Source organism: Polaromonas aquatica (assembly GCF_050626995.1).
In the GTDB taxonomy this organism is placed as follows: Bacteria; Pseudomonadota; Gammaproteobacteria; order Burkholderiales; family Burkholderiaceae_C; genus Polaromonas; species Polaromonas aquatica_A.
Genome location: NZ_CP192467.1, coordinates 394,628 through 416,240, shown reverse-complemented (window position 1 = coordinate 416,240; position 21,613 = coordinate 394,628). Strand labels below are relative to the sequence as shown.

Below are 21,613 nucleotides of genomic sequence, written 5' to 3'. Positions count from 1 at the left end.
CGCTCCGGCGAAAACCGGAGCGGGCTTTTTTCCTTTCTATTACGCTTCGTCTTTTAGGAGCCTCCATGAAGCAGCCCACAGACAAGGATTTCGACAAAGGCCTCGCCACCCGCAAGCAGGTGATGGGTGAGGACTTTGTGGCCAACGCCTTCGACAAGGCCACTGATTTTTCCCTGCCGATCCAGCACTTCATCACCCGCAATGCCTGGGGCGATGTATGGCAGCGGCCGGGACTCGACCTCAAAACGCGCAGCCTGGTCACCGTGGCCATGCTGACCGCCCTGGGCAAACAACATGAACTTAAAGGTCATGTGCGCGGCGCACTCAACAACGGCGTGACGCCGGAGCAATTGCAGGAGGTGTTGCTGCACGCCAGCATTTACTGCGGCTTGCCCGCCGCCGTAGAGGCTTTCAGGACGGCGGCTGAAGTCGTGGATGCTTCCACATCATGACGGTGATCCGCCTCTGCGAAGAAACCGACTGGCCGGCCGTGTGGCCCTTGCTGCGCGCGACCTTTGAAACGGGCGATACCTACGCTTTTTCGCCACAAAGCACCGAAGCCGAAATTCATGCGGCCTGGATGGAGGCGCCGCGGGCCACTTATGTCGTGCGTGAAGGTGGCACGGACGACGGACGTGTGCTTGGAACCTATTTCATCAAACCCAACCAGCCCGGCCTGGGCTCGCATGTCTGCAACTGTGGTTACGTGGTGGCCCCCGAAGCGCAAGGCCAGGGACTGGCCTCCGCCATGTGCGAGCACTCACAGCGCGAAGCAATAACCATGGGTTTTCTGGCGATGCAGTTCAATCTCGTGGTGTCGACGAATGAGCGGGCGGTGAGGCTCTGGAAAAAGCTGGGGTTTGAAGTGGTGGCTACTTTGCCCGGGGCTTTTCGCCACCAGCGGTTGGGGTTGGTGGATGCGTTTGTGATGTTCAAGACGCTGGGTTAAGAGAGGTATTTGCTTCTGAGCCCAAAAGGGATGAGCGCAACCTGCTATTTAATTAATAGCGGATGGATTGAATTCGCTTGAAGGCAGCTCTCAGCAGAGCTCGGGCAATCTCAAGACGGCACATTCACCACACGCTCATCGTCATCTGGGATTAGCGGCATTCCTTCGTCGGGCTCTACCGGCAATTCCAGTGCATCGTCTTCATCCAAACCCTCCTCAGGTGGGCCGTTGCGTGGCTGGCCGTTGTCGGCGGCGCCGGTTTTGAGGGCGGGTCGTCCGGTCCTGGGCATCTTGCTTCTCCTTGGGTTTAAGCGTATTAACAAAACGCAAAAGCGTTACGGCTTCAGGATGAATGATGCGGGCGCATTCGTCCTGACCGGCAAGCCAAGTGGCTCTTTTCCTGTCAGAGCGGGCCGACAAACACGCGCCCGCATAAACACTCTCTTGTCCTACACATTGCATGTATGGCTGCGCACAGGGTACTCGCCTGCCGCTGTTTAGAGTCATCAAACCCGAATGCGCCCCTCGGCCCCGACGCCGCTGGGGTGGTCAGGTATTTTGATTGTGCGGAATTTTTTTGAAAGAAGCATCATGGACAAAACCACAGCATCTCCCGGGACCGACAACCCCATCCAGCACGGCGTCCAATCCGCCGAAGCAGCGCTTCACAGCGGCATTGACAAGGTGGCTGACCCGGCGCGGAGCGCGGTGGACCGGGTGTCTTCCGTAGCCCACGAAAGCGTCGACAAGCTGGCCAGCGGAGCCAGCAGCGTGGCGGACCGTTTTGCGGACCAGACCCGCCGGGTGAGCGAGGCACCGGCACGGGCTCTGGGTGTTTCGAAATCGTGGGTCCAGGAAAATCCTTTGGAGGCCGTGGGCGCAGCCCTCGCCTTGGGGTTCATCTTTGGGCGGTTGACGGCGCGTTGAGCGCTTGCGTCCGCACTTTGCCAAAGCCGCCTGCGGGCGGCTTTTTGCTGCGCTGAATCCGGGTGCCGCTGAATTGGGTACAGTAGGCCGCCAGCCCTAGCCCGCGTTGTCATTCTTTTCTACAAACATTCCGGCCTTGCGCCGTCACACGGAACTTCTTTATGGCCAGCAGTCTGCTTGCATTGATTGACGATATCGCCACCGTCCTCGACGACGTTGCCCTGCTTTCCAAGGTAGCGGCCAAAAAAACCGCCGGTGTGCTGGGTGATGACCTGGCGCTCAATGCCCAGCAGGTATCCGGTGTCAAGGCGGAGCGCGAGCTACCCGTTGTCTGGGCTGTGGCGAAAGGTTCCTTCATCAACAAAGCCATCCTGGTGCCGGCGGCGCTGGCCATCAGCGCGTTCGCGCCATGGGCGGTGACGCCGTTGCTGATGGTGGGTGGTGCTTTCCTCTGTTACGAAGGGTTCGAAAAGCTGGTGCACAAGTTCATGCACAGCGAGAGCGAACAGGCTGCCGAACACGAGGCGCTGACGGCTGCGCTGGTCAATCCCGCTGTGGACCTGGTGGCGCTGGAGAAAGACAAGATCAAGGGCGCGGTGCGCACCGATTTCATCCTGTCGGCCGAGATCATCGCGATCACGCTGGGTACCGTGCAAGCCAGCCCCTTTGGGACGCAGGTCGCGGTGCTCTGCGGCATCGCCCTGCTCATGACGGTGGGGGTCTACGGCCTGGTGGCCGGCATCGTCAAACTGGACGACGGCGGGCTTTATTTGAGCCGCCGCGCCGGCACGGGCACCGGGCAGCGCCTGCAGCGAAGCGTCGGACAGGCCATTCTGTGGGCCGCGCCGTGGCTCATGAAGGGCCTGTCGGTAGCGGGCACCATCGCAATGTTCCTGGTGGGCGGCGGCATCCTCACGCACGGCTTTGCGCCGCTGCACCACGTCATTGAAACGCTCACGCAGCAGGCAGCGGCGGTAGGCGGTGTGGGCGGCGTGCTGGGAGCTTTCACGCCGCTATTGATGGATGCCATCACCGGACTGGTTGCCGGCGCGCTGGTGCTGCTGGCCGTTACGCTGATCAAGCGGGCGGTGCCGCGCCGCTAGACGGTCGATCTAACTGCCGGCTTTTGCAGGACGCGTGGGTTTGCCTGGGTCTTCACTGTTGTCCTCGGCCTTGCTGGAGGGCTGATCATCGGTGACGGGAAATGGCCAACGGGCTTTTTCCCGGGGCTTGGCAGGCATGGTCGCCTCCCGCGCGCGCTGCTCCAGAGCCTTTCGGCTTTCTGCATCGGGCGCGGGTGCTTTAAGTCTTGGCATCGGTGGTTCTTTCGCAGGAAAGGTGGCATGGGGCGGGAGGCGGAGCGTGTGTGGCTGTGTGCAACCATGCAACGCAAAGGGCAAACTCCACAAACTCCACAAACGCCGTACAGGAATAACCTTAATCCTCCACGCTGCCATGCGATGTAGGCTGGTGATGACGCAGGGTGTAGGAAAGCCCGGGAGAGGGCGCTCGTGCGTTACACCTGCTCGGCTCGTGCGCTGCTTGCCGCCGTTACCCGCAAGGTGCTCTTGCGCTGTATCAGGTCATGCTTGGCGAACAGGTCGGCGATCCAGTCGACAAACACACGCACCTTGTTGCTCAGGTGGCGGTTGGGCGGGTAGACCACATGGATGGGCTTGGCTTCAGAGCACCAGCCGTTGAACAAGGGCTCAAGTGCGCCGCTGCTGATGTGGTGCTGCACCAGGAAAGTAAGTGTCTGCAGGATGCCCAGACCGGCCAGCGCCGCCGCCACACCCGCATTCGAATCATTGACCGACAGCTGGTGATAGCCATCGAGTTCCACCTTCTCTCCATCCTTGTGCAGCGTGACGGTGTAGAGCTTGCCGTCACGGGGCGAAAAATAGCGGATCAGCTTGTGCGATTGCTCCAGTTCGCGCGGGTGTTCGGGCACACCGTGGCGCTTCAGATATGCAGGCGAAGCGCAGGACATCAGGTAAAACTCGCCGATGCGTCGCGCAACCAGTGACTGGTCAGTGATCTCGCCGCCGCGGATCACGCAGTCCACATTTTCGGCAAGAATGTCGATCGGCCGGTCGCTCACGCCAAGCTCCAGCTGGATGTCCGGGTAGCGCGCATAAAAGTCCGGCAGGGCCGGGATCACCACCGCCAGACCAAGGGAGGAGGGGATGTCCACCTTGAGCCTGCCCCGCGGGCTTGCCTTGGCACGTGACATGCTCGACTCCAGTTCTTCCATTTCACCCAGAAGGCGGCCGGCGCGCTCGTAATAGGCAGCGCCGTCGGCTGTCACCGTAACCTTGCGCGTGGTGCGGTTCAGCAGTTTGGTCTCCAGCGATTGTTCCAGTGTCTGGATCAGGCGTGTCACCGTAGGCTTGGGCATGCCCATTGAGTCCGCCGCTTTGGTGAAGGTGCCTGCCTCCACTACCCGTACAAAGGCCTGCATTGCGGAAAATTTATCCATGAAAGAGTCCTGTTCTGGTAAAGGCCGTCAGCGTGCGGTTTGCCTGGCGGGACGGGTAAACAACCGACCGGCACGGAAAAAGGAAGACGGATCGGCTTTAGGAAGGGATGAAAAGAGGAGGGCGGTTACCGGGTAGAGGACACCTCCCGGCAAAAGCCCATCGGCAAGACAGCGAGGGGCGATTGTGACCATCCCAGCCGGTTCAGGTGCCGAATGCGAAATAGCCCTGAAAATTTTCCGGAATTGTCCACTCCCGGTTGACCTTGCCACGGAGGAAAGGATGAAACTCCGCGCTCGTATGGTCATGGGAGGATTCATGGGGCAGCGTGATTTTCAGAGGAGAGAGCGGTTTGCCACCCCTCATTGTTGCACTGGTGAAATAAAGTATAAACAAAACGGCTATTTATTAAGCGGCTTGCCGCGCGTATCTTCTGCTGCATCGCAACAAAGAGGAGCCGCGTGCGGCTCGCCATGATGAACAGCCCACAGCCCGTCCCCGCAGGCGCCGACAAAACCGCTCCCCCCTGGGTGGAAAAGCAGATCCAGCTGGCACTGAAAAAGCCGCTGGACGTGCGCTTTTACGGCCGCCGCGGCAGCACGGGCGTTTCTCCCCTGGTAGTGCATTTCCATGCCGGCGCGTTTGTGGGCGGATCCCTGGAAGGTGGCTCCTGCGTAGCCGGGCTGCTGGCTCAGGCTGGCGCAGTGGTGATGTCACTGGATTACCCGCTGGCACCCGAGCACCCTTTCCCCAATGCTGTCGAAATAGGTTATGCCGCGCTGGTCTGGGCCGCCAAGGCTCGCCACAAACTGGCCGGCGCCGGTGCCCCGGTTTTTGTAGCGGGCGAGGAGGCCGGCGGCAATATCGCCGCCGCGGTGGCGCTGATGGCGCGCGACCAGCACGAGCCGGCACTGGCAGGCCAGATTTTGATGTCGCCTATGCTGGACCCGTGCCTTGCCACCGCGTCGCTGCGCGACGCCGAGGCCGGTCCCGTAGGTTGCACTTGGGCCGATGGCTGGCACAAGTACCTGCCTCGCGCTGAAGACGCAAGCCATCCCTATGCCGCACCAGGCGCGGCGTTTCGCCTGACTGGCCTTTCTCCCACGCTACTCATCACCGCGCAGGACGATCCGCTGCGCGATGAAACCCTGGCCTATGCGGCGCGACTGCGCGCCGCAGGCCTGGTGGCACACGACACCGTATTGCCGGTGCCTACCGGCTGGCCCTGCAGTTATCTGCAGCCTTGCGACTACAAGACCGCCTGGGCGCCCATCTTGCACGAACAGTACACCCGCTTTTTCGCGGAAGCGCTGGCCGCCCGGGCTGCACCCGTCGCCCATTCCTGACCACCCGTTTCTGAGTTTCACAGTTCTTTTTTTCTTTTTTTGAGGAAGTTCACATGTCATCGATTCATCTGCAAACCAACAAGCGCCGTCTGCTGGCAACCGTCGTGGCCGTGCTGGCGTTGACAGGCGTGACCGCCGTCATCTTTGGCGTATCGGGCACCCGTGCTCAATCAGGCGCACCCGCCGACCCACAGGCAACCCCCGTATCCGTTGCCACCGTCGTGCAAAGTGACGTATCCGCCTGGGACGAGTTTTCAGGCCGGCTGGAGGCCGTCGAGCGCGTGGATATCCGCTCGCGCGTGGCCGGCACCATCCAGGCCGTGCATTTCCGTGAAGGCGCGCTGGTCAAAAAGGGCGACCTGCTGCTGACGATTGACCCGGCGCCGTATGCCGCCGAGGTGGCACGCGCTGAAGCCCAGGTAGCCGCAGCGCAGGCCCGTGTGGCCCAGGCCAAGGGTGAGCATGAGCGTTCACAGCGGCTGTGGGGCGAGCAGGCCATTTCCAAACGCGAATTTGACGAGCGCACCAACGGCAAGGGTGAGGCCGAGGCCAACCTGCGCGCCGCGCAGGCAGCGCTTCAAACGGCGCAGCTGAGCCTGGGGTATTCGCAGGTCCGCGCGCCGGTGGCCGGGCGCGTCGGCAAGCTTGAGGTGACGGTGGGCAACCTGGTGGCCGCAGGCCCGGGCGCACCTGTGCTGACCACGCTGGTGTCCGTGAGCCCGATTTATGCGAGTTTCGATGCCGACGAGCAAGTCGTGCTCAAGGCGCTCAAGGACGTGCAAGGTACCAATCCCGGCATCGCGGGTGGCCGTAACCTGGACCGCATTCCGGTGCAGATGGGCACCGCCGCCAGCGCCGACACGCCGTTTGAAGGCAAGCTGCAACTGGTCGACAACCAGGTGGACGCCCGAAGCGGCACCGTGCGCGCACGCGCTGTCTTCGACAACAAGGACGGCCAGCTGATTCCCGGCCAGTTCGCGCGCATCCGCATGGGCCAGGCCACCAAAGGCAAGGCATTGCTGATCAACGAACGCGCCGTCGGCACCGACCAGAACAAGAAGTTTGTGCTGGTGGTGGGCGCCGACAACAAGGCGATGTACCGCGAAGTCACGCTGGGCGCTTCGGTCGATGGCCTGCGTGTCGTCAAAAGCGGCCTGGCTGCCAACGAACGCATCGTCGTCAACGGCCTGCAGCGCATCCGTCCCGGTGCGCTGATCACACCGCAGCCGGTCGAGATGACCGCCAAGTCGGAACTCACCGCCAAGCCCGTCCAGGTCGCGGCCAAGTCATAAGCCTGGCCCCTGACATTTGAACCAGAAGAATTGCCATGAATCTTTCCAAATTTTTTATTGACAGGCCGATCTTTGCCGGCGTGCTGTCGCTGCTGATGTTCATTGCCGGACTGATCGCGCTGCGCTCGCTGCCGATCGCCGAATACCCGGACGTCGTGCCGCCTACCGTGGTGGTGCGCGCCAACTACCCCGGCGCCAATCCCAAGGTGATTGCCGAAACCGTCGCCACGCCGCTGGAGGAATCCATCAACGGCGTGGACGGCATGCTCTACATGAGCAGCCAGGCCACGACCGACGGCATCATGACGCTGAACGTCACCTTCAAGCTGGGCACTGATCCCGACAAGGCGCAGCAACTCGTGCAAAACCGCGTCTCGCAAGCCGAACCGCGCCTGCCCGAAGAAGTGCGCCGCCTCGGCATCACCACCATCAAGAGCTCACCCGACCTCACGATGGTGGTGCATTTGCTCTCCCCCAATGACCGCTACGACATGACCTACCTGCGCAATTACGCGGTGCTTAATGTCAAGGACCGCCTCGCGCGTATCAACGGCGTGGGCCAGGTGCAGCTGTTCGGCTCGGGCGACTATTCGATGCGCGTCTGGCTTGATCCGCAAAAAGTGGCCGAACGCGGCTTGTCCGCCGGCGACGTGGTGCGCGCCATTCGCGAGCAGAACATCCAGGCCGCCGCCGGCGTCGTGGGCGCATCCCCCGGCCTGCCCGGCGTGGACATGCAACTGTCCATCAATGCCCAAGGGCGCTTGCAAAGCGAAGAAGAGTTCGGCGACATCATCGTCAAGACCGACAAGGGCGGCGCCGTGACGCGCCTGCGCGACATCTCGCGCCTGGAGCTCGGTGCTTCTGACTACGCCCTGCGCTCGCTGCTGGACAACAAGCAGGCTGTGGCCGTGCCGGTGTTTGCCGCACCGGGCTCCAACGCCATCCAGATCTCCGACGACGTGCAGGCCGTGATGAAGGACCTGAAAAAGAGCATGCCTGAAGGCGTGGACTACGAAATCGTCTATGACACCACGCAGTTTGTGCGCTCGTCCATCGAGGCCGTGGTGCACACGTTGCTCGAAGCCGTGGCACTGGTCGTGCTGGTCGTGATCATCTTCCTGCAGACGTGGCGTGCTTCCATCATCCCATTGCTGGCTGTGCCTATTTCCGTCATCGGCACGTTTGCGGTGATGCACCTGTTCGGCTTTTCGATCAACGCGCTCAGCCTGTTCGGGCTGGTGCTGGCCATCGGCATTGTGGTGGACGACGCCATCGTGGTGGTGGAGAACGTCGAACGCAACATCGAGGCGGGACTGAGTCCGCGCGACGCCACTTACCGCGCCATGCGAGAGGTGTCGGGGCCCATCATCGCCATTGCGCTGGTGCTGATCGCCGTGTTTGTGCCGCTGGCTTTCATCACCGGCCTCTCGGGGCAGTTCTACAAGCAGTTTGCGCTGACCATCGCGATCTCGACCGTGATCTCCGCTATCAACTCGCTGACCCTGTCGCCGGCGCTCGCCGCCTTGCTGCTCAAGAGCCATGACGCACCGAAAGACGCGCTGACCCGCGGCATGGACAAGGTGTTCGGCCGCTTCTTCGCGGGCTTTAACCGCCTGTTCAGCCGCGGTTCCGAAAACTACAGCCGTGGTGTGAAGGGTGCGATCTCGCGCAAGGCCATCATGCTGGGTGTGTACCTGGTGCTGGTGCTGGCCACGGCCGGCCTCTTCAAGGCAGTGCCCAGCGGATTTGTACCCGGACAGGACAAGCAATACCTGATCGGTTTTGCCCAGTTGCCCGACGGCGCCACGCTGGACCGTACTGAAGACGTGATCCGCAAGATCAGCGACATCGCCATGAAACAACCCGGCGTGGAACACGCGATTGCTTTCCCCGGCCTGTCGATCAACGGCTTTACCAACAGCTCCAATTCGGGCATTGTGTTTCTTTCGCTCAAGCCGTTTGACCAGCGCACCACCGCCGACCTGAGCGCAGGCGCCATCGCCGGCCAGCTCAACGGCAAGTTCGGCGGCATCCAGGAGGCGTTCATTGCGATGTTCCCGCCGCCTCCGGTGCAAGGTTTAGGCACCACCGGCGGCTTCAAGCTGCAGCTGGAAGACCGCGGCTCGCTCGGTTATGCCGCGCTGGACGCCGCAACAAAGGCCTTCATGGCCAAGGCGTACCAGACGCCCGAGCTGGCCGGCATGTTCTCGAGCTTCCAGGTCAACGTGCCGCAGCTGTATGCCGACATCGACCGCACCAAGGCGCGCCAGCTCGGCGTACCGGTGACTGACGTGTTCGACACCATGCAGATCTACCTGGGGAGCCTGTACGCCAACGACTTCAACAAGTTCGGCCGCACGTATTCCGTGCGGGTGCAGGCTGATGCACCTTACCGCGCGCGCGCTGAGGACATCGGCCTCTTGAAGGTACGCTCGGCCACAGGTGAAATGGTGCCGCTGTCGGCGCTGATGAAAGTCACGCCGAGCTTTGGCCCCGAACGTGCCATGCGCTACAACGGCTTCCTGTCGGCCGACATCAACGGCGGCGCCGCACCCGGTTATTCGTCGGGCCAGGCGCAGGATGCGGTCGCCCGCATTGCGGCCGAGACGCTGCCGCCCGGCATCAGCTACGAGTGGACCGACCTCACGTACCAGGAAATCATTGCCGGCAATTCGGCCATGTGGGTGTTCCCGCTGGCGCTGCTGCTGGTCTTCCTGGTGCTCGCCGCGCAGTATGAAAGCCTGACCCTGCCGATCGCCATTGTGCTGATCGTTCCCATGGGCCTGCTGGCCGCCATGCTGGGCGTGAAGCTGACCGGCGGCGACAACAACATCTTCACGCAGATCGGCTTGATCGTGCTGGTGGGGCTGTCGGCGAAGAACGCCATTTTGATTGTGGAGTTTGCACGCGAGCTGGAGTTTGCCGGGCGCACGCCGCTGCAGGCCGCGATTGAAGCGAGCCGCCTGCGTCTGCGCCCCATCCTGATGACTTCGCTGGCTTTCATCATGGGCGTGCTGCCCCTGGTGCTGTCCTCCGGTGCCGGTGCCGAAATGCGCCACGCCATGGGTGTGGCCGTGTTCTCGGGAATGATTGGTGTGACGGCTTTCGGTCTCTTCCTCACGCCGGTGTTCTATGTCACGCTGCGTGCCCTCACGGGCAACCGCCCGCTCAAGCTGCACGGTGAAGTGCCGCACATCGAGGCCTTTGCAGGCGCCGGTGGTGCAGGAACGCACGCACAACCCGCAGCGCCCCTCAAGCTTCACGAATAACAACAAGCATCAAAGGTACAGGAGTTCATCATGAACCACACAACGTCCAAACTGCGCACCGCGCTGCTGCCTTTGCTGGCCGCCCTGGTGCTGGCCGGTTGCGCCACCAGCGCATCGGTTGATCCGGCCAGCATTCCCGCCACGCCTGCGGCTTACAAGGAAAATGCAGGGGCCGCCGTGGTTGCGGCAACAGCCCCGCAGTCGCAAGGCACCTGGTGGAAAGTGTTTGCCGATCCGGTGCTCGACCAATTGGTCGAACAAGCCGGCAATAACAACAACAGCGTCAAGGTGGCCGCGGGCCGGCTGGCCCAGGCACGTGCCATCCTGCGCACCACCGATGCGGATCGCCTGCCGCAAGTTGGGTTGAGCGGCGGCGCGGTTCGCCAGAGGAACATCACGACCAACCGCGTGGCGCAGACCACGGTCACGGCCGCCGCCAATTTTTCATATGAGGTTGATTTGATCGGCAAGCTGTCGCTCAACTCGGACGCCGCGTCGCTGGATGCGAGATCACGCGAGGCCCTGCTGCGCAGCACCCAGCTGCTCGTGCAGGCCGACGTGGCGCAGACCTACCTCAACCTGCGCTCACTCGACACCGAACGCACGCTGGTGCGCGATACGCTGCAGGCTTACCGCAACACACTGCGCCTGACGGAAATCCGCTTCAAGGAAGGCGATGTGGCCGAGCTGGACGTGGCCCGTGTGCGTACTGAAGTCGCTGCAACCGAATCGGAAGCGCTGGCGCTGGACCGCCGCCGCGCTGAGCTCGAACATGCGCTGGCCGTGCTGGTTGGCGAGGTAGCTTCCGGCTTTGCCGTGGCGCCCACCGAATGGTCGACGGCGCTGCCTGTTATCCCGGCCGGTGTACCCAGCACCGTGCTGGAGCGCCGCCCCGACGTGTCGGCTGCGCAAAGCACCATGCAGGCCGCGCAGGCCCGTGTGGGTGTCGCCGATGCGGCCTGGTTCCCGACCTTTTCGTTGACGGGCAACGCCGGTTATGCCGCGCCCGAGATCAGTGACCTGTTCAAGGCGTCAACCCGGGCCTGGGGCGTGGGCGCCTTGCTGTCGCTGCCGATCTTTGACGGCGGCCGCCGCCGCGCCGGTGTGCAGAACGCCAATGCCGAACTCGATATCGCCCTGGCCAACTACCGCGAGCAGATCCTCGTCGCCTTCAAGGACGTGGAAGACCAGCTTTCAGCCCTGCGCCTTTTAGCAGAGCAGTCGGAAGCGCAGTCGCGCTCGGTGGCTTCAGCTACGCGCGCCACGGTGCTGTCGGACTCACGCTACCGCAACGGCTTTGTCAGCCAGCTTGAACTGCTGGATGCACAGCGCAGCGAGCTGCGCAACCGCCGTCAGGCATTGCAGGTGAAGACCGCGCAGTATCTGGCGACGGTGGGGCTGATCCGGGCGTTGGGTGGCGGCTGGAACACTTGAACACCCCTGTCGGCGTTCACTGTTGTACGCCATCTCCCCTTGCAGGGAAAGCCGGCCCACAGGCCCTGCTGGTGAAGAAAGGCACATCTGAGTCCGTCGGATGAGGTGAGTGGCAAAGCCGGCCAGCCCGGCAATGTCAAAGGCTTCCTTTGCCTGCTCAAACGAGTTTAAGTCACTCTTCGCGCTGGCAGCGTCAACCGCGGTTTTCCGAGCACTTGAGTCGCCACCCGTGACGCGAACCGCCGCGTCAGGAAGCGCACGCCAAAGCATGTCAGCTTGTTGAACAGGCCGGGCACCACCGTGCGCTTGCCAGCCAGCATCGCACGAATCGCGGCGTGCGCCACGAACTCCGCGCTTTTCGTCGACGCGTTCGCGATCCACGAGTAATCGCCCCCGCCGGACGTGGCGTGGAACGCAGTTTCTGTCCCGCCAGGGCAGATACAGGTCACTGAGAGTGGGGTTCCGCGGTGCTCGTCATGGAGACCCTCGCTGAAGTTGCGCACGAACGCCTTCGACGCAGCGTACAGCGCCATGTTTGGCACGGACTGGTAGGCGCCGGTCGAAGCGATGTTCACCATGTGCGCGGGTCCGGTGCTGGCCTTGTGCGCGTCAACGAAGCACCGTGCGAGCGCGACGAGCGAGGTCATGTTGAGTTGGACCAACTCCGCATCGCGCGACCAGTCAACCTCGTCGAAGCGGCGAAGATAGCCGAACCCGGCGTTGTTGATCAGGATGTCGATCGTGCCGACGGCAGTGGCGGCGGCCCACAGCTCGCGCGCGGCATCGGGCTTGCCAAGATCTGCCGTGACGATCTCGACCTTCACACCCTTGCAGGTCGCGGCGACTGCGTCGAGTGCATCGCGGCGCCGCGCCGTCAACACGAGATCAACACCAAGGGCCGCGAGCTCGCACGCGATGGCCGCGCCAATGCCGCTGGATGCGCCGGTCACCAGTGCGCGCTTGCCAATGAGGTCCGCTGCGTATGTACTCATATTGTTCTCCTTATTCTGTTCAGCGGGCAAGGAACTCAAGCGTGCTGGCCACGAAATCAGCATGGAACTGGAATATGCCGCCATGACCGGCATCGGGATAGATGATCAAGGTGCTGTTCGGAAGCCGTCGCGCCAAGTCGTGCGTGTTCGGCGTGGGAACCATGCGGTCCGCATCGCCGTTGACCACGAGCGCTGGCTGCTTCACGACGGAGAGGTCGGCGGGTGTCTTCTGGCCCCAGGCGCGCAGGGCCTGCAACTGGGCCAGGAAGGCGCTCACGGAGATGTCCTTGTCACGATTTTCAGTGCGCTCCTTCAGCCTCTCCAGGAATGCCTTGCCTGCCTCGATGCCATTGGGTGTGCGGGTGAAGAACAGGTACTGTTTTGCATCCTGGCCCGTCAAGAAACCCCGGAGCATGTCGTAGAAGGTCACGCCTGCCACTGAACTGATGCCTTTGCCGCCGGCCGGGCCGGTGCCCGCGAGGACCATCTTGCGCACGAGTTGCGGCTCCTTCAGAACCATTTCCTGGGCAATCATGCCGCCCATCGAAAACCCCAGAAGATCAACCTGCCTGAATTCCATCGCCTTGACGAAGGTGATGGCATCGTCGGCCATCTGCTCCATCGAATTCGACGGCGAGCCACTGGAAGACCCGATGCCGCGGTTGTCAAAGGCGATCACATGGTGCTTCGCTGCAATGCCGTCCATGATCCGGGAATCCCAGTTGTCCAGAACAGCGGCCAAGTGGACGAGGAACACGACGGGCGTGCCGCCATGGTTTTCCCCAAGCTCCCGGTACGCAAAGTCAACGCCGCCAGCCGTGATGGTTTTTGTTGGCACATCCTTCCAGGAAGTCGTCAACGCCGGGCCAGTCACCTTCGAGCTTGGGATAGCCTCCGTCGCCTCCACGGCGGTGGAATGTAGGCTTGCGGCCAGGGTGAGTCCGAAGGTGGCAGTTTTTAGCAAATGACGCATTGGGTTGATCTGGACTGCGGGCGTTTTAAGCAACATGTTTGTGCCTCTCAGGTTGAGCGAGCTGAATGCTCCGCGCTCAGTTGGTCTGGGGCAGGTAAACCGGGCGCGGCGCTGCCAGCCCTTGCCTGACCTGCTGGGTCAGCGTGTCGGCCAACACTTCGTCGGCGCCTGCCTCCAGCCCGTCAAGCGCGCGCTTGACGATTTCTTCGGCGCTGCTTTTCTGTACATCGAAACCCCGCGTGAGGTCGGTGTCAACATAGCCCATGTGCAGGCCCAGCACCTGGGTTTTTTGCCCTGCCAGCTCATGGCGCAGTGCGTTGGTCAGCGACCACGCGGCCGACTTGCTGGCGGAATAAGCCGCCAACTCGCCACCGTTGATCCACGACGCGGCTGAGAGCACATTGAGCAACGCACCGCCGCCATTGGTTTTGAGCACCGTCGCAAAGGCCTTGCTCATGTTCAGAACGCCGAAAAAGTTGGTTTCAAAAATGCGGCGTGCAAGCGCTTCGCTGTCCTGCGCCAGAAAGCCGCCGGGTTGGGCGATGCCCGCGTTGTTGATAAGCAGGGTCACGTCCGTAGCCTGTGCGGCGGCGGCTGCGATTTCTTCGGGTTTGGTCACATCAAGCTGCAAAGGCTCAACGCCTGGCAAAGTGACAGTCGAAGGATCTCGCGCGGCAGCGTAGACCTTGCGGGCGCCACGGGCCAGCAGCTCGCGCGCAAAAGCCAGGCCGATTCCGCGGTTGGCACCAGTGACGAGGACTACAGCGTTTTCAATTTTCATTTGAGGCTCCAGAGGAGAAAAGTGAGAGAGAAATATGATTTCCACCGTATGGGTGGACGGGTGTGCATTAAGGATCTGGCGTTGAATACGATGACTCACCGCACCTTGATGACAACTTTTCCTTTGGCTCGCCCGCCTTCGACATAAGCCAATGCTTCGTTGGTTGACGCGAATGGAAAGACCTTGTCTACCACCGGGCGTATGGCCCCCGATTCGATCAGCGGTGTGATTTGTCGCAACTGGCTTCCACTGGCTTTCATGAAGAGGAATGAGAAGCCGACGCTCAGGCGCTTCGCTTGTCTTCGGGCTCCGAAGCTCAGCAGGCGCATGACCTGTTTCACAAACCAGGGGGTCTTGATTTCTTCTGCAAACTCGGGGTCAGGCGGCCCGGAGATGGAGATGAGCGTGCCGCCGGGCTTGAGGATGCGAAGGGACTTTTCCAACGTCTTGCCGTCCTGGCTGTTCAGGACCATGTCGTAGCCCCGCAGGGCGTCTTCAAAATCCTGCGTCTTGTAGTCGACGACGACATCTGCGCCCAGACTCTTCACGAGCGCAACATTGCCTGCGCTCGTTGTCGTGGCGACGGTTGCGCCCAGGTGTTTGGCCAGCTGGATGGCAAATGTGCCCACACCACCGGAGCCGGCCTGGATGAAGACCTTTTGCCCTTTTTTCAGTTTTGCTTTTTCGACCAGCGCCTGCCAGGCCGTCAGGCCAACCAGGGGCAGGGAGGAGGCTTCTTCCATGGTGATGTTTTTGGGCTTGATCGCCAGCGAGCCCTCTTTGACGGCAACAAATTCCGCGAACGTGCCGATCCGGAAATCATCGGGCCTGGAATAGACCTCATCGCCCAGCTTGAACTGACGCACGCGTGGGCCGACTTTGACGACCACCCCTGCTACGTCATGGCCCAGGATGAGCGGCATCTGATAAGGCAGGATGAGCTTGAACTCTCCGCTCCGGATCTTGGCGTCCAGCAGGTTCACGCCGGCGGCGTGGACCTGGACCAGAACTTCATCGTCGCGCAGCTCCGGCGTCGGCATGTCTGCCAAGCGCAACGCGCGCTTTTTCCCATATCGCTCAAGAACAAATGCTTTCATGTTTTTTCCTTATTCCTGTGCTTTACGCGCGTACGTCCCCACTGCCAAGCTCAGCCGGCGAGCGCCGGATAGTCCGTGTAGCCTTTGGCGCCGGGTGTGTAAAACGTCTCTGGGGAAGGCGCGTTCAAGGGGGCGTCCTTGCGCAGGCGCTCGACCAGGTCAGGGTTGGCGATGAAGGGCCTGCCCATGGCAATCAGGTCCGCGCGGCCTTCGCTCAGCGCCTGTTGTGCGCTGGCTTTGTCCTGTCCGCCGGCGAGGATAAAGGGGCCGTCGAACGCAGCCCTCAAATCGGTCTTCAGCTTGGCGGGTACGGGCGGGGCGCCCATAGCCGAGTGGTCCAGGACGTGAACGTACATGAGGCCGAGCGCGGAGAGTCCCTTCACCAGCGCCAGGTACTGTTCGTCCACGCCTTCGAATGCGCCGGCGGCATTGAACACGCCGTAGGGCGACAGGCGGATGCCGACGCGCTCAGCGCCGATCTCCTTCACGGCAGCACGGGCGACCTCGAGCACCAGCCGGTTGCGCCCCTGGGGTGTGCCGCCGTAGCTATCCGTGCGGCGGTTGATGTTGGCGTTCAGGAACTGCTCGAGCAAGTAACCGTTGGCCGCGTGCAGCTCGATGCCGTCAAAGCCGGCCTGGACGGCAAGGCGCGCGGCCGTCGCATATTCGCCGATCACAGTCTGGATGTCGGCCTCGGTCATGGCGCGTGGCGGCGTGTGCGGCTGGCTGCCTTGCGTATCGGTCCACATCTCGCCAGGGCAGGTCTCGGGTGAAGGCCCCAGCACTTCGGCGCCCGCCGGCAGGTTGGCCTGGTGGCTCACGCGTCCGGTATGCATCAGCTGCACGACGATCTTGCCGCCTTTGGCATGGACGGCGTCGGTCACCAGCTTCCAGCCTTGCACCTGGGCATCGTTGAACAGCCCCGGAATCCGGGCGTAACCCAGGCCGTTGGGCGACGGCGAGGTTCCTTCCGTGATGATGAGGCCGGCGCTTGCACGCTGGGCGTAGTAGGTGGCCATCAGACTGTTGGGCGTGTTGTTGTTGCTGGCACGGCTGCGTGTGAGTGGCGACATCACAGCGCGGTTGCTGAGCTGGGTGGCACGCAGGGAAAAAGCGTCGAAAAGCATGGACTGTCCTTGGGGAAATGGGAAATGGGAAATGGGAAATGAGAGAGGTAAGAGTCGAAAGAGAGCGAAAGGGAAGGGCAGCAGCGGTCGGTTAGCTGGAGTCAACCGATCTTGTAACGGGGGGCCGGCATTCCAGCCTGGGTGCCCGCGAATAGTTCGGAGCGGGCTGCCTCGTACTTTTCCCACAGGCTTGCATCGGCGACTGAGGGCCATGTGATCGTTTCGCCCTGGTCCAGGCCCGCGAGCGCTGCATCGACCATGTGCTCTGTCGTCATCAAGGTCTCCTGGTTGAGGGCCGCCAACGGAACGCCCGACAAGTCCCAGATCTCCGTGGCAGTCGATGCTGGCAGGACCAGCTGAACCTTCACGCCAGTTTCAGCGAGTTCTTGCTGCAGGCCTCTGGTGAACTGCAAAACGAAAGCTTTAGTCCCGCTATAGATGGCGCTGATTGGCAGCGAGTGAACGGCCAGGGCGGATGCGATGTTGATGATCAGGCCCTGGTTCCTCGCCACGAAGGTGGGCACCGCAGCTTGCGTCAGGCGCGTCAGTGCTGTGATGTTCAGGGTGATCTGGGTGACCACGTCGTTCACAGGCATCTGGGCAGCCGGTGCCAGGCGCGCAAGACCGGCATTGTTCACCAGGACGCGCACATCCTTGTTGGTGGACAGGACCGTCTCGATCCGTGCCACATCCTGGTCTTTGGTCAGATCGGCCATGATCGGCTCGGCTTTGATTCCGTGCGCTTTTGAGAGCTGTGCGCAGAGGGCTTCGAGGCGGTCAGCGCGCCGGGCGACAAGGATAAGATCGTATCCACGCGCGGCCAGGCGAGCCGCATAGACGGCGCCGATGCCGGAAGAAGCCCCTGTGATGAGCGCGACTTTCCTGGAACTGTTGTTGGTCATGGCTGATTTTCCAATAAAATTGAGGGCTCAACTAAAACAGTTGAGGGCTCAAATATAAGGCCTATCGTGCGAATGCCGCCGATAGTTCAGTACTCAACCATTCTGAAAGTATGGGAATTACCGCGAATCCTGTTGATGTGAACGGCAGCCCTGATGACTCCATCGCCTCTGTGATGGCCATCCTGGGGGAGCGGGCCTGCACGATCACACCGCTGCGCCTTGCGACTCGCAGACTTGAGCAGTTGTATGACGAAGCGCTGGCGCCGCTGAACCTCAAGGCCACGCAGCTCGCGCTCATCGCAGGAATACACCGGCTCACGGGCGCCGACCAACAAGGACCGGCGCTACAGGACCTGGCAGCCTTGCTCGCCATTCAACTTTCTGCCTTGACCCATGCGCTAAGGCCTCTGGTGCGCGACGGCATTGTTGAGTTGCGTCAGGACGCCCAGGACCGCCGGACCAAGCACAGCGTTCTCACTTCGCTCGGCAAGACCCGGCTTTCAGAAGGCGTGGTGCGCTGGGCGGCAACAAACGATCAAGTGGAAGTCGTGCTGGGCCCTGACGCAGCTGCGACCTTGAGGACTCTGGCCGGTCAGGTGGCTTCCGACGGGTTTCTGGTTGCCTTTAGGGGGGGAGACCAACCGCCGGCCGCTGGTACTGAGCACAAAGAAGAAAGTTCTGATCACCGCGGAGAATGAGCCCAGCTCAGCGTACCGGCTCATCTCATCCCGTGGGACGGTCGGTTTCGGCGGACCCATTTCTCTATCGCTCCTTCCGTGATTGTGCTATCTAATTGATAGCTGGTGGCGCTGGTTCTTATTGGGCTAGAGGCCTGAATCGTTCCAAAAACGGCCTGAAAAATGCTCCGGAAGCCGTTTTGGCGCTTGCCGGGCACCCATCACAGCCGTCCAATCCTCGAAAATGGCTCTTTTTAACGGCCAAAAGTGCCTCAGAGGCAATCAGGTCGGCGCAGGCAGCTATTAAATTGATAGTGATTAGGTAGCACTTGCAGCCGGTTGGAGCTGCCCATCTGTTAAAACACTTGGCCTTCTTCTTTGTTTTCTTTGTCCTTCTTAGTGTCTGCCCCTGATGCCCGCTTCACCTGCTGTTCCCGTTATTTCTTCCGCCGCCTCCGCTACTGAGCCCGCCACCATCCACTGGACGGAGGGCGGCGAGGCGCGTTCTGCGCGCTGGCGTTCCGAGCGCGGCGCGCCGCCGCCCAAGCGCGTGGTGATCGCCGACGACACCCTCGCGGCCGACGCTGCTTACCGCCTGGCATGCGAAGGCACGGGGCTGCTCTGGCGCGGGGACTTCCAGAATGCCCGGCTGCTGCTGCAGGCGCTGGCGCGCCGTGTCGACAAACCGGCCAAACCCAAACGTGAGAAACGCGTGAAGGACCGGAAGGCTGGAGAGGCTGGTAGTGCCGGCGCCCCGGTTGCATCACCGGCGCCGGTGTTCCCGGAGGCGTTTCACCTGCACCGCCAGGCGCAGGCGCAGCGTGCCCGCGTGCTGGGCATGGTGTTGATCCCGTTTGACGCGGACTACAGCATCCCTTTACGCCGTGCGCCCGATGCGAAGAAGGCTTGCGCCGAGGCCTGGGGGCCATCCAGGGATGGCGCGGTGCCCTCCGTGGCATCGCTGCGTGAGCTGATGGGTTTCATCAGCTCCCACGAATGGCGCCGAAAAGGCGTACCCATTCCCGCCCTGGGTGAAGAGGGGCCGCATAACCGCATCCACCCGCACTACGGCGTTTTCTCGCCAGTGCGCGGTGAATACATCGACCTGGTGGCCCAAGCGCCCGTGCCTGAAGGCACCGAAGACCTGCTGGGCTTTGACATCGGGACTGGCACCGGTGTGCTGGCCGCCGTGCTGGCCCTGCGCAGCGGTGTGCAGCGCGTGATTGCGACGGACCAGGACCCGCGTGCATTGGCGTGTGCGCGTGACAACCTCAAACGGTTGGGCTTCCCGCAAGTCGAAGTACGCGAGGCCAATCTCTTTCCCGAAGGGAAGGCTCACATCATTGTGTGCAACCCACCCTGGTTACCGGCGCGCCCGGGTTCGCCAATTGAGCACGCGGTGTATGACGAGGACAGCCGCATGTTGCTGGGTTTCCTCAATGGCTTGGCCGCGCACCTGGAGCCCAAGGGCGAGGGCTGGCTGATCCTGTCGGACTTTGCTGAGCACCTGGGCCTGCGCTCTCGTGCCTGGTTGCTGGCGGCAATTGATGCGGCGGGCCTCAAAGTGGTGGACCGGCTGGACGCGCAGCCGCATCACCCCAAAGCCTCGGATGCCAGCGATGCGCTGCATGCGGCGCGCGCGGCGGAAGTCACGTCGCTGTGGCGGTTGGCCGCCAAATAAAAGCCGCATGCGATGAAAGCGCAAGCGCACGCTACCGTCCTGTTGGCCCCGATGGAGGGTCTGCTGGACTTTGTGTTGCGCGACATCCTCACGCGGGTGGGCGGCATTGACCGCTGCGTTTCTGAATTCATCCGCATCACCGACCAGTTACTGCCTGAGCGAGTGTTCTATCGCATCGTGCCTGAGCTGCACAACGGCGGCCGTACGCTGGCCGGCGTTCCGGTGCGCGCGCAGTTGCTGGGCTCTGACCCAGGCTGCATGGGCGAGAACGCCGCGCGGCTCGCAAGCCTCGGGCCGGCAGGCATAGATCTCAACTTCGGCTGCCCGGCCGCAGTCGTGAATCGCCACGGCGGTGGGGCATCCCTGCTGAGAGAACCCGAAACGCTCACGGCCGTTGTTGGCGCGGTGCGCCGCGCCGTGCCAGCGGACATGCCGGTGTCGGCCAAAATGCGGCTGGGTTATAACGATGATGCGCTTGCCGTCGAATGTGCGCTGGCGATCGAGGCGGGCGGGGCGGGTGAGCTGGTGGTACATGCGCGCACCAAGGCGCAGGCTTACAAACCACCCGCCTTCTGGGAACGCATCGCCGACATCCGTGCGGCCGTCAGGATTCCTGTCGTCGCCAACGGCGAGATATGGACAGTGGAAGATGCGCGGCGCTGCCGGGAGGCTTCGGGTTGCGACGTGCTGATGATTGGCCGCGGCGCGGTCCGTGATCCTGGCCTGGGCCTGGCGATCCAGGCGGACGGATCGGGCATGCAAACGGCCGCCGGCATTGTGGATGCCGTGAGCTGGCCGGACCTGCTGCCGTTGATTGCCGAGTTCTGGCGCATTGTCTGCTCGCGGCTTGAGACACGTGCCAGGGCGGGGCGGCTCAAGCAGTGGCTCAACTTTTTGCGCCGGCGCTTTCCGGAGGCCGAGATCGCCTACCAGTCCATCAAGACGATCAACGATCCGGTACTGATCGACGAATGGCTGGCACAGCTGCTGCAAGGCTCCGGGAGCGCGCAGCCTTCCGTGCGCTTGCTTCTGCCCGCGGCGGTTTGACCTGCGCAAGCCTGGGCTCCCTGGCCTGAGTGCCGCACAGATTGCAACCAGGCTTTACACAATCACTCCAGCGGCTTTGCTCTGCCGACACGTCGGCAAAACATCATGAAGACTCACCAACCAAAGGAGTCGATGATGAAATCAAAAGCCATTGTGTGTGCCGTTGCCGCAGCGTCGCTGGGCTTTGCCTCGCTGTCGTTCGCACAGGACTACGAACGTCGTGGCTCGCGGGGTGAGCCTTCGCATGCTGAACAACACCGCTCCTTTGGCGGCCCTGGCTATGCGCCAGGATATGCGCCAGGATATGTCCGGATTGATGGCCGGGGTGACGCACGGGGCGGCGGGCGAATGTATGGCCCAGGCCCGCGCAGCTTCCATCACCGCGACGTCCGGAACGACCGCCATTTCGATAGACACGGACGCCAGCTTCACCGCGGCGGCCATATCCCGAACGAATACCGCGGCCGGCAGTATGTGGTGAATGACTGGCGCGGCCGTCACCTTCATGCACCGCAGCGCGGGCAGCAATGGGTGCAGGTGGGTACTGATTACGCCCTGATCGCCATCGCCACCGGTGTGATCGCGCAGCTGGTGCTGAACTGATTTATGGGGCGGCGACGGGGAAACGGGTTCCGGCGCCGA

The 21,613-nt window shown here is 62.3% G+C and carries 21 protein-coding genes; 12 read left to right on the top strand and 9 right to left on the bottom strand.

Going from position 1 to position 21,613, the window contains the following annotated elements; all coding sequences use genetic code 11:
• The first annotated feature begins 65 nt into the window (after positions 1–65).
• Complete coding sequence (locus ACQ4MS_RS02030; RefSeq protein WP_431097406.1) at positions 66–452, top strand: carboxymuconolactone decarboxylase family protein; 387 nt, start codon at positions 66–68, stop codon at positions 450–452.
• Positions 449–949 (top strand): GNAT family N-acetyltransferase, encoded by a 501-nt coding sequence (locus ACQ4MS_RS02025; protein ID WP_431097404.1) that lies wholly within the window; start codon positions 449–451, stop codon positions 947–949. The genes ACQ4MS_RS02030 and ACQ4MS_RS02025 overlap by 4 nt, the downstream gene beginning before the upstream one ends.
• Positions 950–1,059: 110 nt before the next feature.
• On the opposite strand, the gene ACQ4MS_RS02020 is transcribed toward ACQ4MS_RS02025, so the two are convergent.
• Positions 1,060–1,239 (bottom strand): hypothetical protein, encoded by a 180-nt coding sequence (locus ACQ4MS_RS02020; protein ID WP_431097402.1) that lies wholly within the window; start codon positions 1,237–1,239, stop codon positions 1,060–1,062.
• A gap of 301 nt (positions 1,240–1,540) precedes the next feature.
• Here ACQ4MS_RS02020 and ACQ4MS_RS02015 point away from each other — a divergent pair, with 301 nt between their 5' ends.
• Both ACQ4MS_RS02015 and ACQ4MS_RS02010 read left to right on the top strand, forming a co-directional pair.
• Positions 1,541–1,876 (top strand): DUF883 family protein, encoded by a 336-nt coding sequence (locus ACQ4MS_RS02015; RefSeq protein WP_431097400.1) that lies wholly within the window; start codon positions 1,541–1,543, stop codon positions 1,874–1,876.
• Positions 1,877–2,037: 161 nt separating this feature from the next.
• Positions 2,038–2,979 carry a DUF808 domain-containing protein gene (locus tag ACQ4MS_RS02010; protein WP_431097398.1) on the top strand — a complete coding sequence of 314 codons (942 nt, stop codon included), beginning with the start codon at positions 2,038–2,040 and terminating at the stop codon, positions 2,977–2,979.
• Between the two features lie 9 nt (positions 2,980–2,988).
• Here the strand turns inward: ACQ4MS_RS02010 and ACQ4MS_RS02005 are convergent, their stop codons facing one another.
• Complete coding sequence (locus ACQ4MS_RS02005; RefSeq protein ID WP_431097396.1) at positions 2,989–3,192, bottom strand: hypothetical protein; 204 nt, start codon at positions 3,190–3,192, stop codon at positions 2,989–2,991.
• Positions 3,193–3,392: 200 nt separating this feature from the next.
• Entirely contained in the window at positions 3,393–4,355 is a 963-nt protein-coding gene (locus ACQ4MS_RS02000) for a LysR substrate-binding domain-containing protein (RefSeq protein WP_431097394.1), read from the bottom strand.
• Between the two features lie 459 nt (positions 4,356–4,814).
• Here ACQ4MS_RS02000 and ACQ4MS_RS01995 point away from each other — a divergent pair, with 459 nt between their 5' ends.
• The 4 genes from ACQ4MS_RS01995 to ACQ4MS_RS01980 are packed head-to-tail and all read left to right on the top strand — an operon-like array spanning position 4,815 to position 11,694.
• On the top strand, positions 4,815–5,699 hold the full coding sequence (locus ACQ4MS_RS01995) for an alpha/beta hydrolase (protein WP_431097392.1): 885 nt from the start codon (positions 4,815–4,817) through the stop codon (positions 5,697–5,699).
• Positions 5,700–5,752: 53 nt separating this feature from the next.
• Positions 5,753–6,991, top strand: coding sequence for an efflux RND transporter periplasmic adaptor subunit (locus ACQ4MS_RS01990; protein WP_431097390.1), 1,239 nt, complete (start codon positions 5,753–5,755; stop codon positions 6,989–6,991).
• A gap of 35 nt (positions 6,992–7,026) precedes the next feature.
• Positions 7,027–10,260 carry an efflux RND transporter permease subunit gene (locus ACQ4MS_RS01985; RefSeq protein WP_431097389.1) on the top strand — a complete coding sequence of 1,078 codons (3,234 nt, stop codon included), beginning with the start codon at positions 7,027–7,029 and terminating at the stop codon, positions 10,258–10,260.
• A gap of 30 nt (positions 10,261–10,290) precedes the next feature.
• Complete coding sequence (locus ACQ4MS_RS01980; protein ID WP_431097387.1) at positions 10,291–11,694, top strand: efflux transporter outer membrane subunit; 1,404 nt, start codon at positions 10,291–10,293, stop codon at positions 11,692–11,694.
• 167 nt (positions 11,695–11,861) lie between these two features.
• Here the strand turns inward: ACQ4MS_RS01980 and ACQ4MS_RS01975 are convergent, their stop codons facing one another.
• The 6 genes from ACQ4MS_RS01975 to ACQ4MS_RS01950 form a co-directional block, all read right to left on the bottom strand.
• The gene (locus ACQ4MS_RS01975) at positions 11,862–12,686 is read right to left on the bottom strand and encodes an SDR family NAD(P)-dependent oxidoreductase (protein ID WP_431097386.1); all 825 of its coding nucleotides are present in this window, start codon (positions 12,684–12,686) and stop codon (positions 11,862–11,864) included.
• 19 nt (positions 12,687–12,705) lie between these two features.
• Entirely contained in the window at positions 12,706–13,695 is a 990-nt protein-coding gene (locus ACQ4MS_RS01970; RefSeq protein WP_431097385.1) for an alpha/beta fold hydrolase, read from the bottom strand.
• Positions 13,696–13,735: 40 nt separating this feature from the next.
• Positions 13,736–14,440: an SDR family oxidoreductase gene (locus ACQ4MS_RS01965; protein WP_431097383.1), complete on the bottom strand. Its 705-nt coding sequence runs from the start codon at positions 14,438–14,440 to the stop codon at positions 13,736–13,738.
• Between the two features lie 95 nt (positions 14,441–14,535).
• Positions 14,536–15,537, bottom strand: a complete 1,002-nt coding sequence (locus ACQ4MS_RS01960; protein ID WP_431097382.1) for an NADP-dependent oxidoreductase — start codon at positions 15,535–15,537, stop codon at positions 14,536–14,538.
• Between the two features lie 50 nt (positions 15,538–15,587).
• Positions 15,588–16,664 (bottom strand): alkene reductase, encoded by a 1,077-nt coding sequence (locus ACQ4MS_RS01955; RefSeq protein WP_431097381.1) that lies wholly within the window; start codon positions 16,662–16,664, stop codon positions 15,588–15,590.
• 101 nt (positions 16,665–16,765) lie between these two features.
• The gene (locus ACQ4MS_RS01950) at positions 16,766–17,566 is read right to left on the bottom strand and encodes an SDR family NAD(P)-dependent oxidoreductase (protein ID WP_431097379.1); all 801 of its coding nucleotides are present in this window, start codon (positions 17,564–17,566) and stop codon (positions 16,766–16,768) included.
• Positions 17,567–17,676: 110 nt separating this feature from the next.
• On the opposite strand from ACQ4MS_RS01950, the gene ACQ4MS_RS01945 reads away from it, so the two are divergent.
• From ACQ4MS_RS01945 to ACQ4MS_RS01930, 4 genes are all read left to right on the top strand, one after another.
• Positions 17,677–18,264 carry a MarR family winged helix-turn-helix transcriptional regulator gene (locus tag ACQ4MS_RS01945; RefSeq protein ID WP_431097377.1) on the top strand — a complete coding sequence of 196 codons (588 nt, stop codon included), beginning with the start codon at positions 17,677–17,679 and terminating at the stop codon, positions 18,262–18,264.
• A 391-nt stretch (positions 18,265–18,655) separates the two neighbouring features.
• Complete coding sequence (locus ACQ4MS_RS01940; RefSeq protein WP_431097376.1) at positions 18,656–19,924, top strand: methyltransferase; 1,269 nt, start codon at positions 18,656–18,658, stop codon at positions 19,922–19,924.
• 12 nt (positions 19,925–19,936) lie between these two features.
• On the top strand, positions 19,937–20,971 hold the full coding sequence (locus tag ACQ4MS_RS01935; protein WP_431097374.1) for a tRNA dihydrouridine synthase: 1,035 nt from the start codon (positions 19,937–19,939) through the stop codon (positions 20,969–20,971).
• A 135-nt stretch (positions 20,972–21,106) separates the two neighbouring features.
• Positions 21,107–21,574 (top strand): RcnB family protein, encoded by a 468-nt coding sequence (locus tag ACQ4MS_RS01930; protein WP_431097372.1) that lies wholly within the window; start codon positions 21,107–21,109, stop codon positions 21,572–21,574.
• Positions 21,575–21,613: the final 39 nt, after the last annotated feature.

What these genes read in the sequence shown, in the direction of transcription:
- ACQ4MS_RS01930 (WP_431097372.1), top strand. Translation starts at nt 21,107, where the DNA reads ATGAAATCAAAAGCCATTGTGTGTGCCGTTGCCGCAGCGTCGCTGGGC.
- ACQ4MS_RS02010 (WP_431097398.1), top strand. Translation starts at nt 2,038, where the DNA reads ATGGCCAGCAGTCTGCTTGCATTGATTGACGATATCGCCACCGTCCTC.
- ACQ4MS_RS01980 (WP_431097387.1), top strand. Translation starts at nt 10,291, where the DNA reads ATGAACCACACAACGTCCAAACTGCGCACCGCGCTGCTGCCTTTGCTG.
- ACQ4MS_RS02000 (WP_431097394.1), bottom strand. Translation starts at nt 4,355, where the DNA reads ATGGATAAATTTTCCGCAATGCAGGCCTTTGTACGGGTAGTGGAGGCA.
- ACQ4MS_RS01945 (WP_431097377.1), top strand. Translation starts at nt 17,677, where the DNA reads ATGGGAATTACCGCGAATCCTGTTGATGTGAACGGCAGCCCTGATGAC.
- ACQ4MS_RS01950 (WP_431097379.1), bottom strand. Translation starts at nt 17,566, where the DNA reads ATGACCAACAACAGTTCCAGGAAAGTCGCGCTCATCACAGGGGCTTCT.
- ACQ4MS_RS01935 (WP_431097374.1), top strand. Translation starts at nt 19,937, where the DNA reads ATGAAAGCGCAAGCGCACGCTACCGTCCTGTTGGCCCCGATGGAGGGT.
- ACQ4MS_RS01940 (WP_431097376.1), top strand. Translation starts at nt 18,656, where the DNA reads ATGCCCGCTTCACCTGCTGTTCCCGTTATTTCTTCCGCCGCCTCCGCT.
- ACQ4MS_RS01965 (WP_431097383.1), bottom strand. Translation starts at nt 14,440, where the DNA reads ATGAAAATTGAAAACGCTGTAGTCCTCGTCACTGGTGCCAACCGCGGA.
- ACQ4MS_RS02015 (WP_431097400.1), top strand. Translation starts at nt 1,541, where the DNA reads ATGGACAAAACCACAGCATCTCCCGGGACCGACAACCCCATCCAGCAC.
- ACQ4MS_RS01960 (WP_431097382.1), bottom strand. Translation starts at nt 15,537, where the DNA reads ATGAAAGCATTTGTTCTTGAGCGATATGGGAAAAAGCGCGCGTTGCGC.
- ACQ4MS_RS02020 (WP_431097402.1), bottom strand. Translation starts at nt 1,239, where the DNA reads ATGCCCAGGACCGGACGACCCGCCCTCAAAACCGGCGCCGCCGACAAC.
- ACQ4MS_RS01990 (WP_431097390.1), top strand. Translation starts at nt 5,753, where the DNA reads ATGTCATCGATTCATCTGCAAACCAACAAGCGCCGTCTGCTGGCAACC.
- ACQ4MS_RS02005 (WP_431097396.1), bottom strand. Translation starts at nt 3,192, where the DNA reads ATGCCAAGACTTAAAGCACCCGCGCCCGATGCAGAAAGCCGAAAGGCT.
- ACQ4MS_RS02030 (WP_431097406.1), top strand. Translation starts at nt 66, where the DNA reads ATGAAGCAGCCCACAGACAAGGATTTCGACAAAGGCCTCGCCACCCGC.
- ACQ4MS_RS01955 (WP_431097381.1), bottom strand. Translation starts at nt 16,664, where the DNA reads ATGCTTTTCGACGCTTTTTCCCTGCGTGCCACCCAGCTCAGCAACCGC.
- ACQ4MS_RS01975 (WP_431097386.1), bottom strand. Translation starts at nt 12,686, where the DNA reads ATGAGTACATACGCAGCGGACCTCATTGGCAAGCGCGCACTGGTGACC.
- ACQ4MS_RS02025 (WP_431097404.1), top strand. Translation starts at nt 449, where the DNA reads ATGACGGTGATCCGCCTCTGCGAAGAAACCGACTGGCCGGCCGTGTGG.
- ACQ4MS_RS01970 (WP_431097385.1), bottom strand. Translation starts at nt 13,695, where the DNA reads ATGTTGCTTAAAACGCCCGCAGTCCAGATCAACCCAATGCGTCATTTG.
- ACQ4MS_RS01985 (WP_431097389.1), top strand. Translation starts at nt 7,027, where the DNA reads ATGAATCTTTCCAAATTTTTTATTGACAGGCCGATCTTTGCCGGCGTG.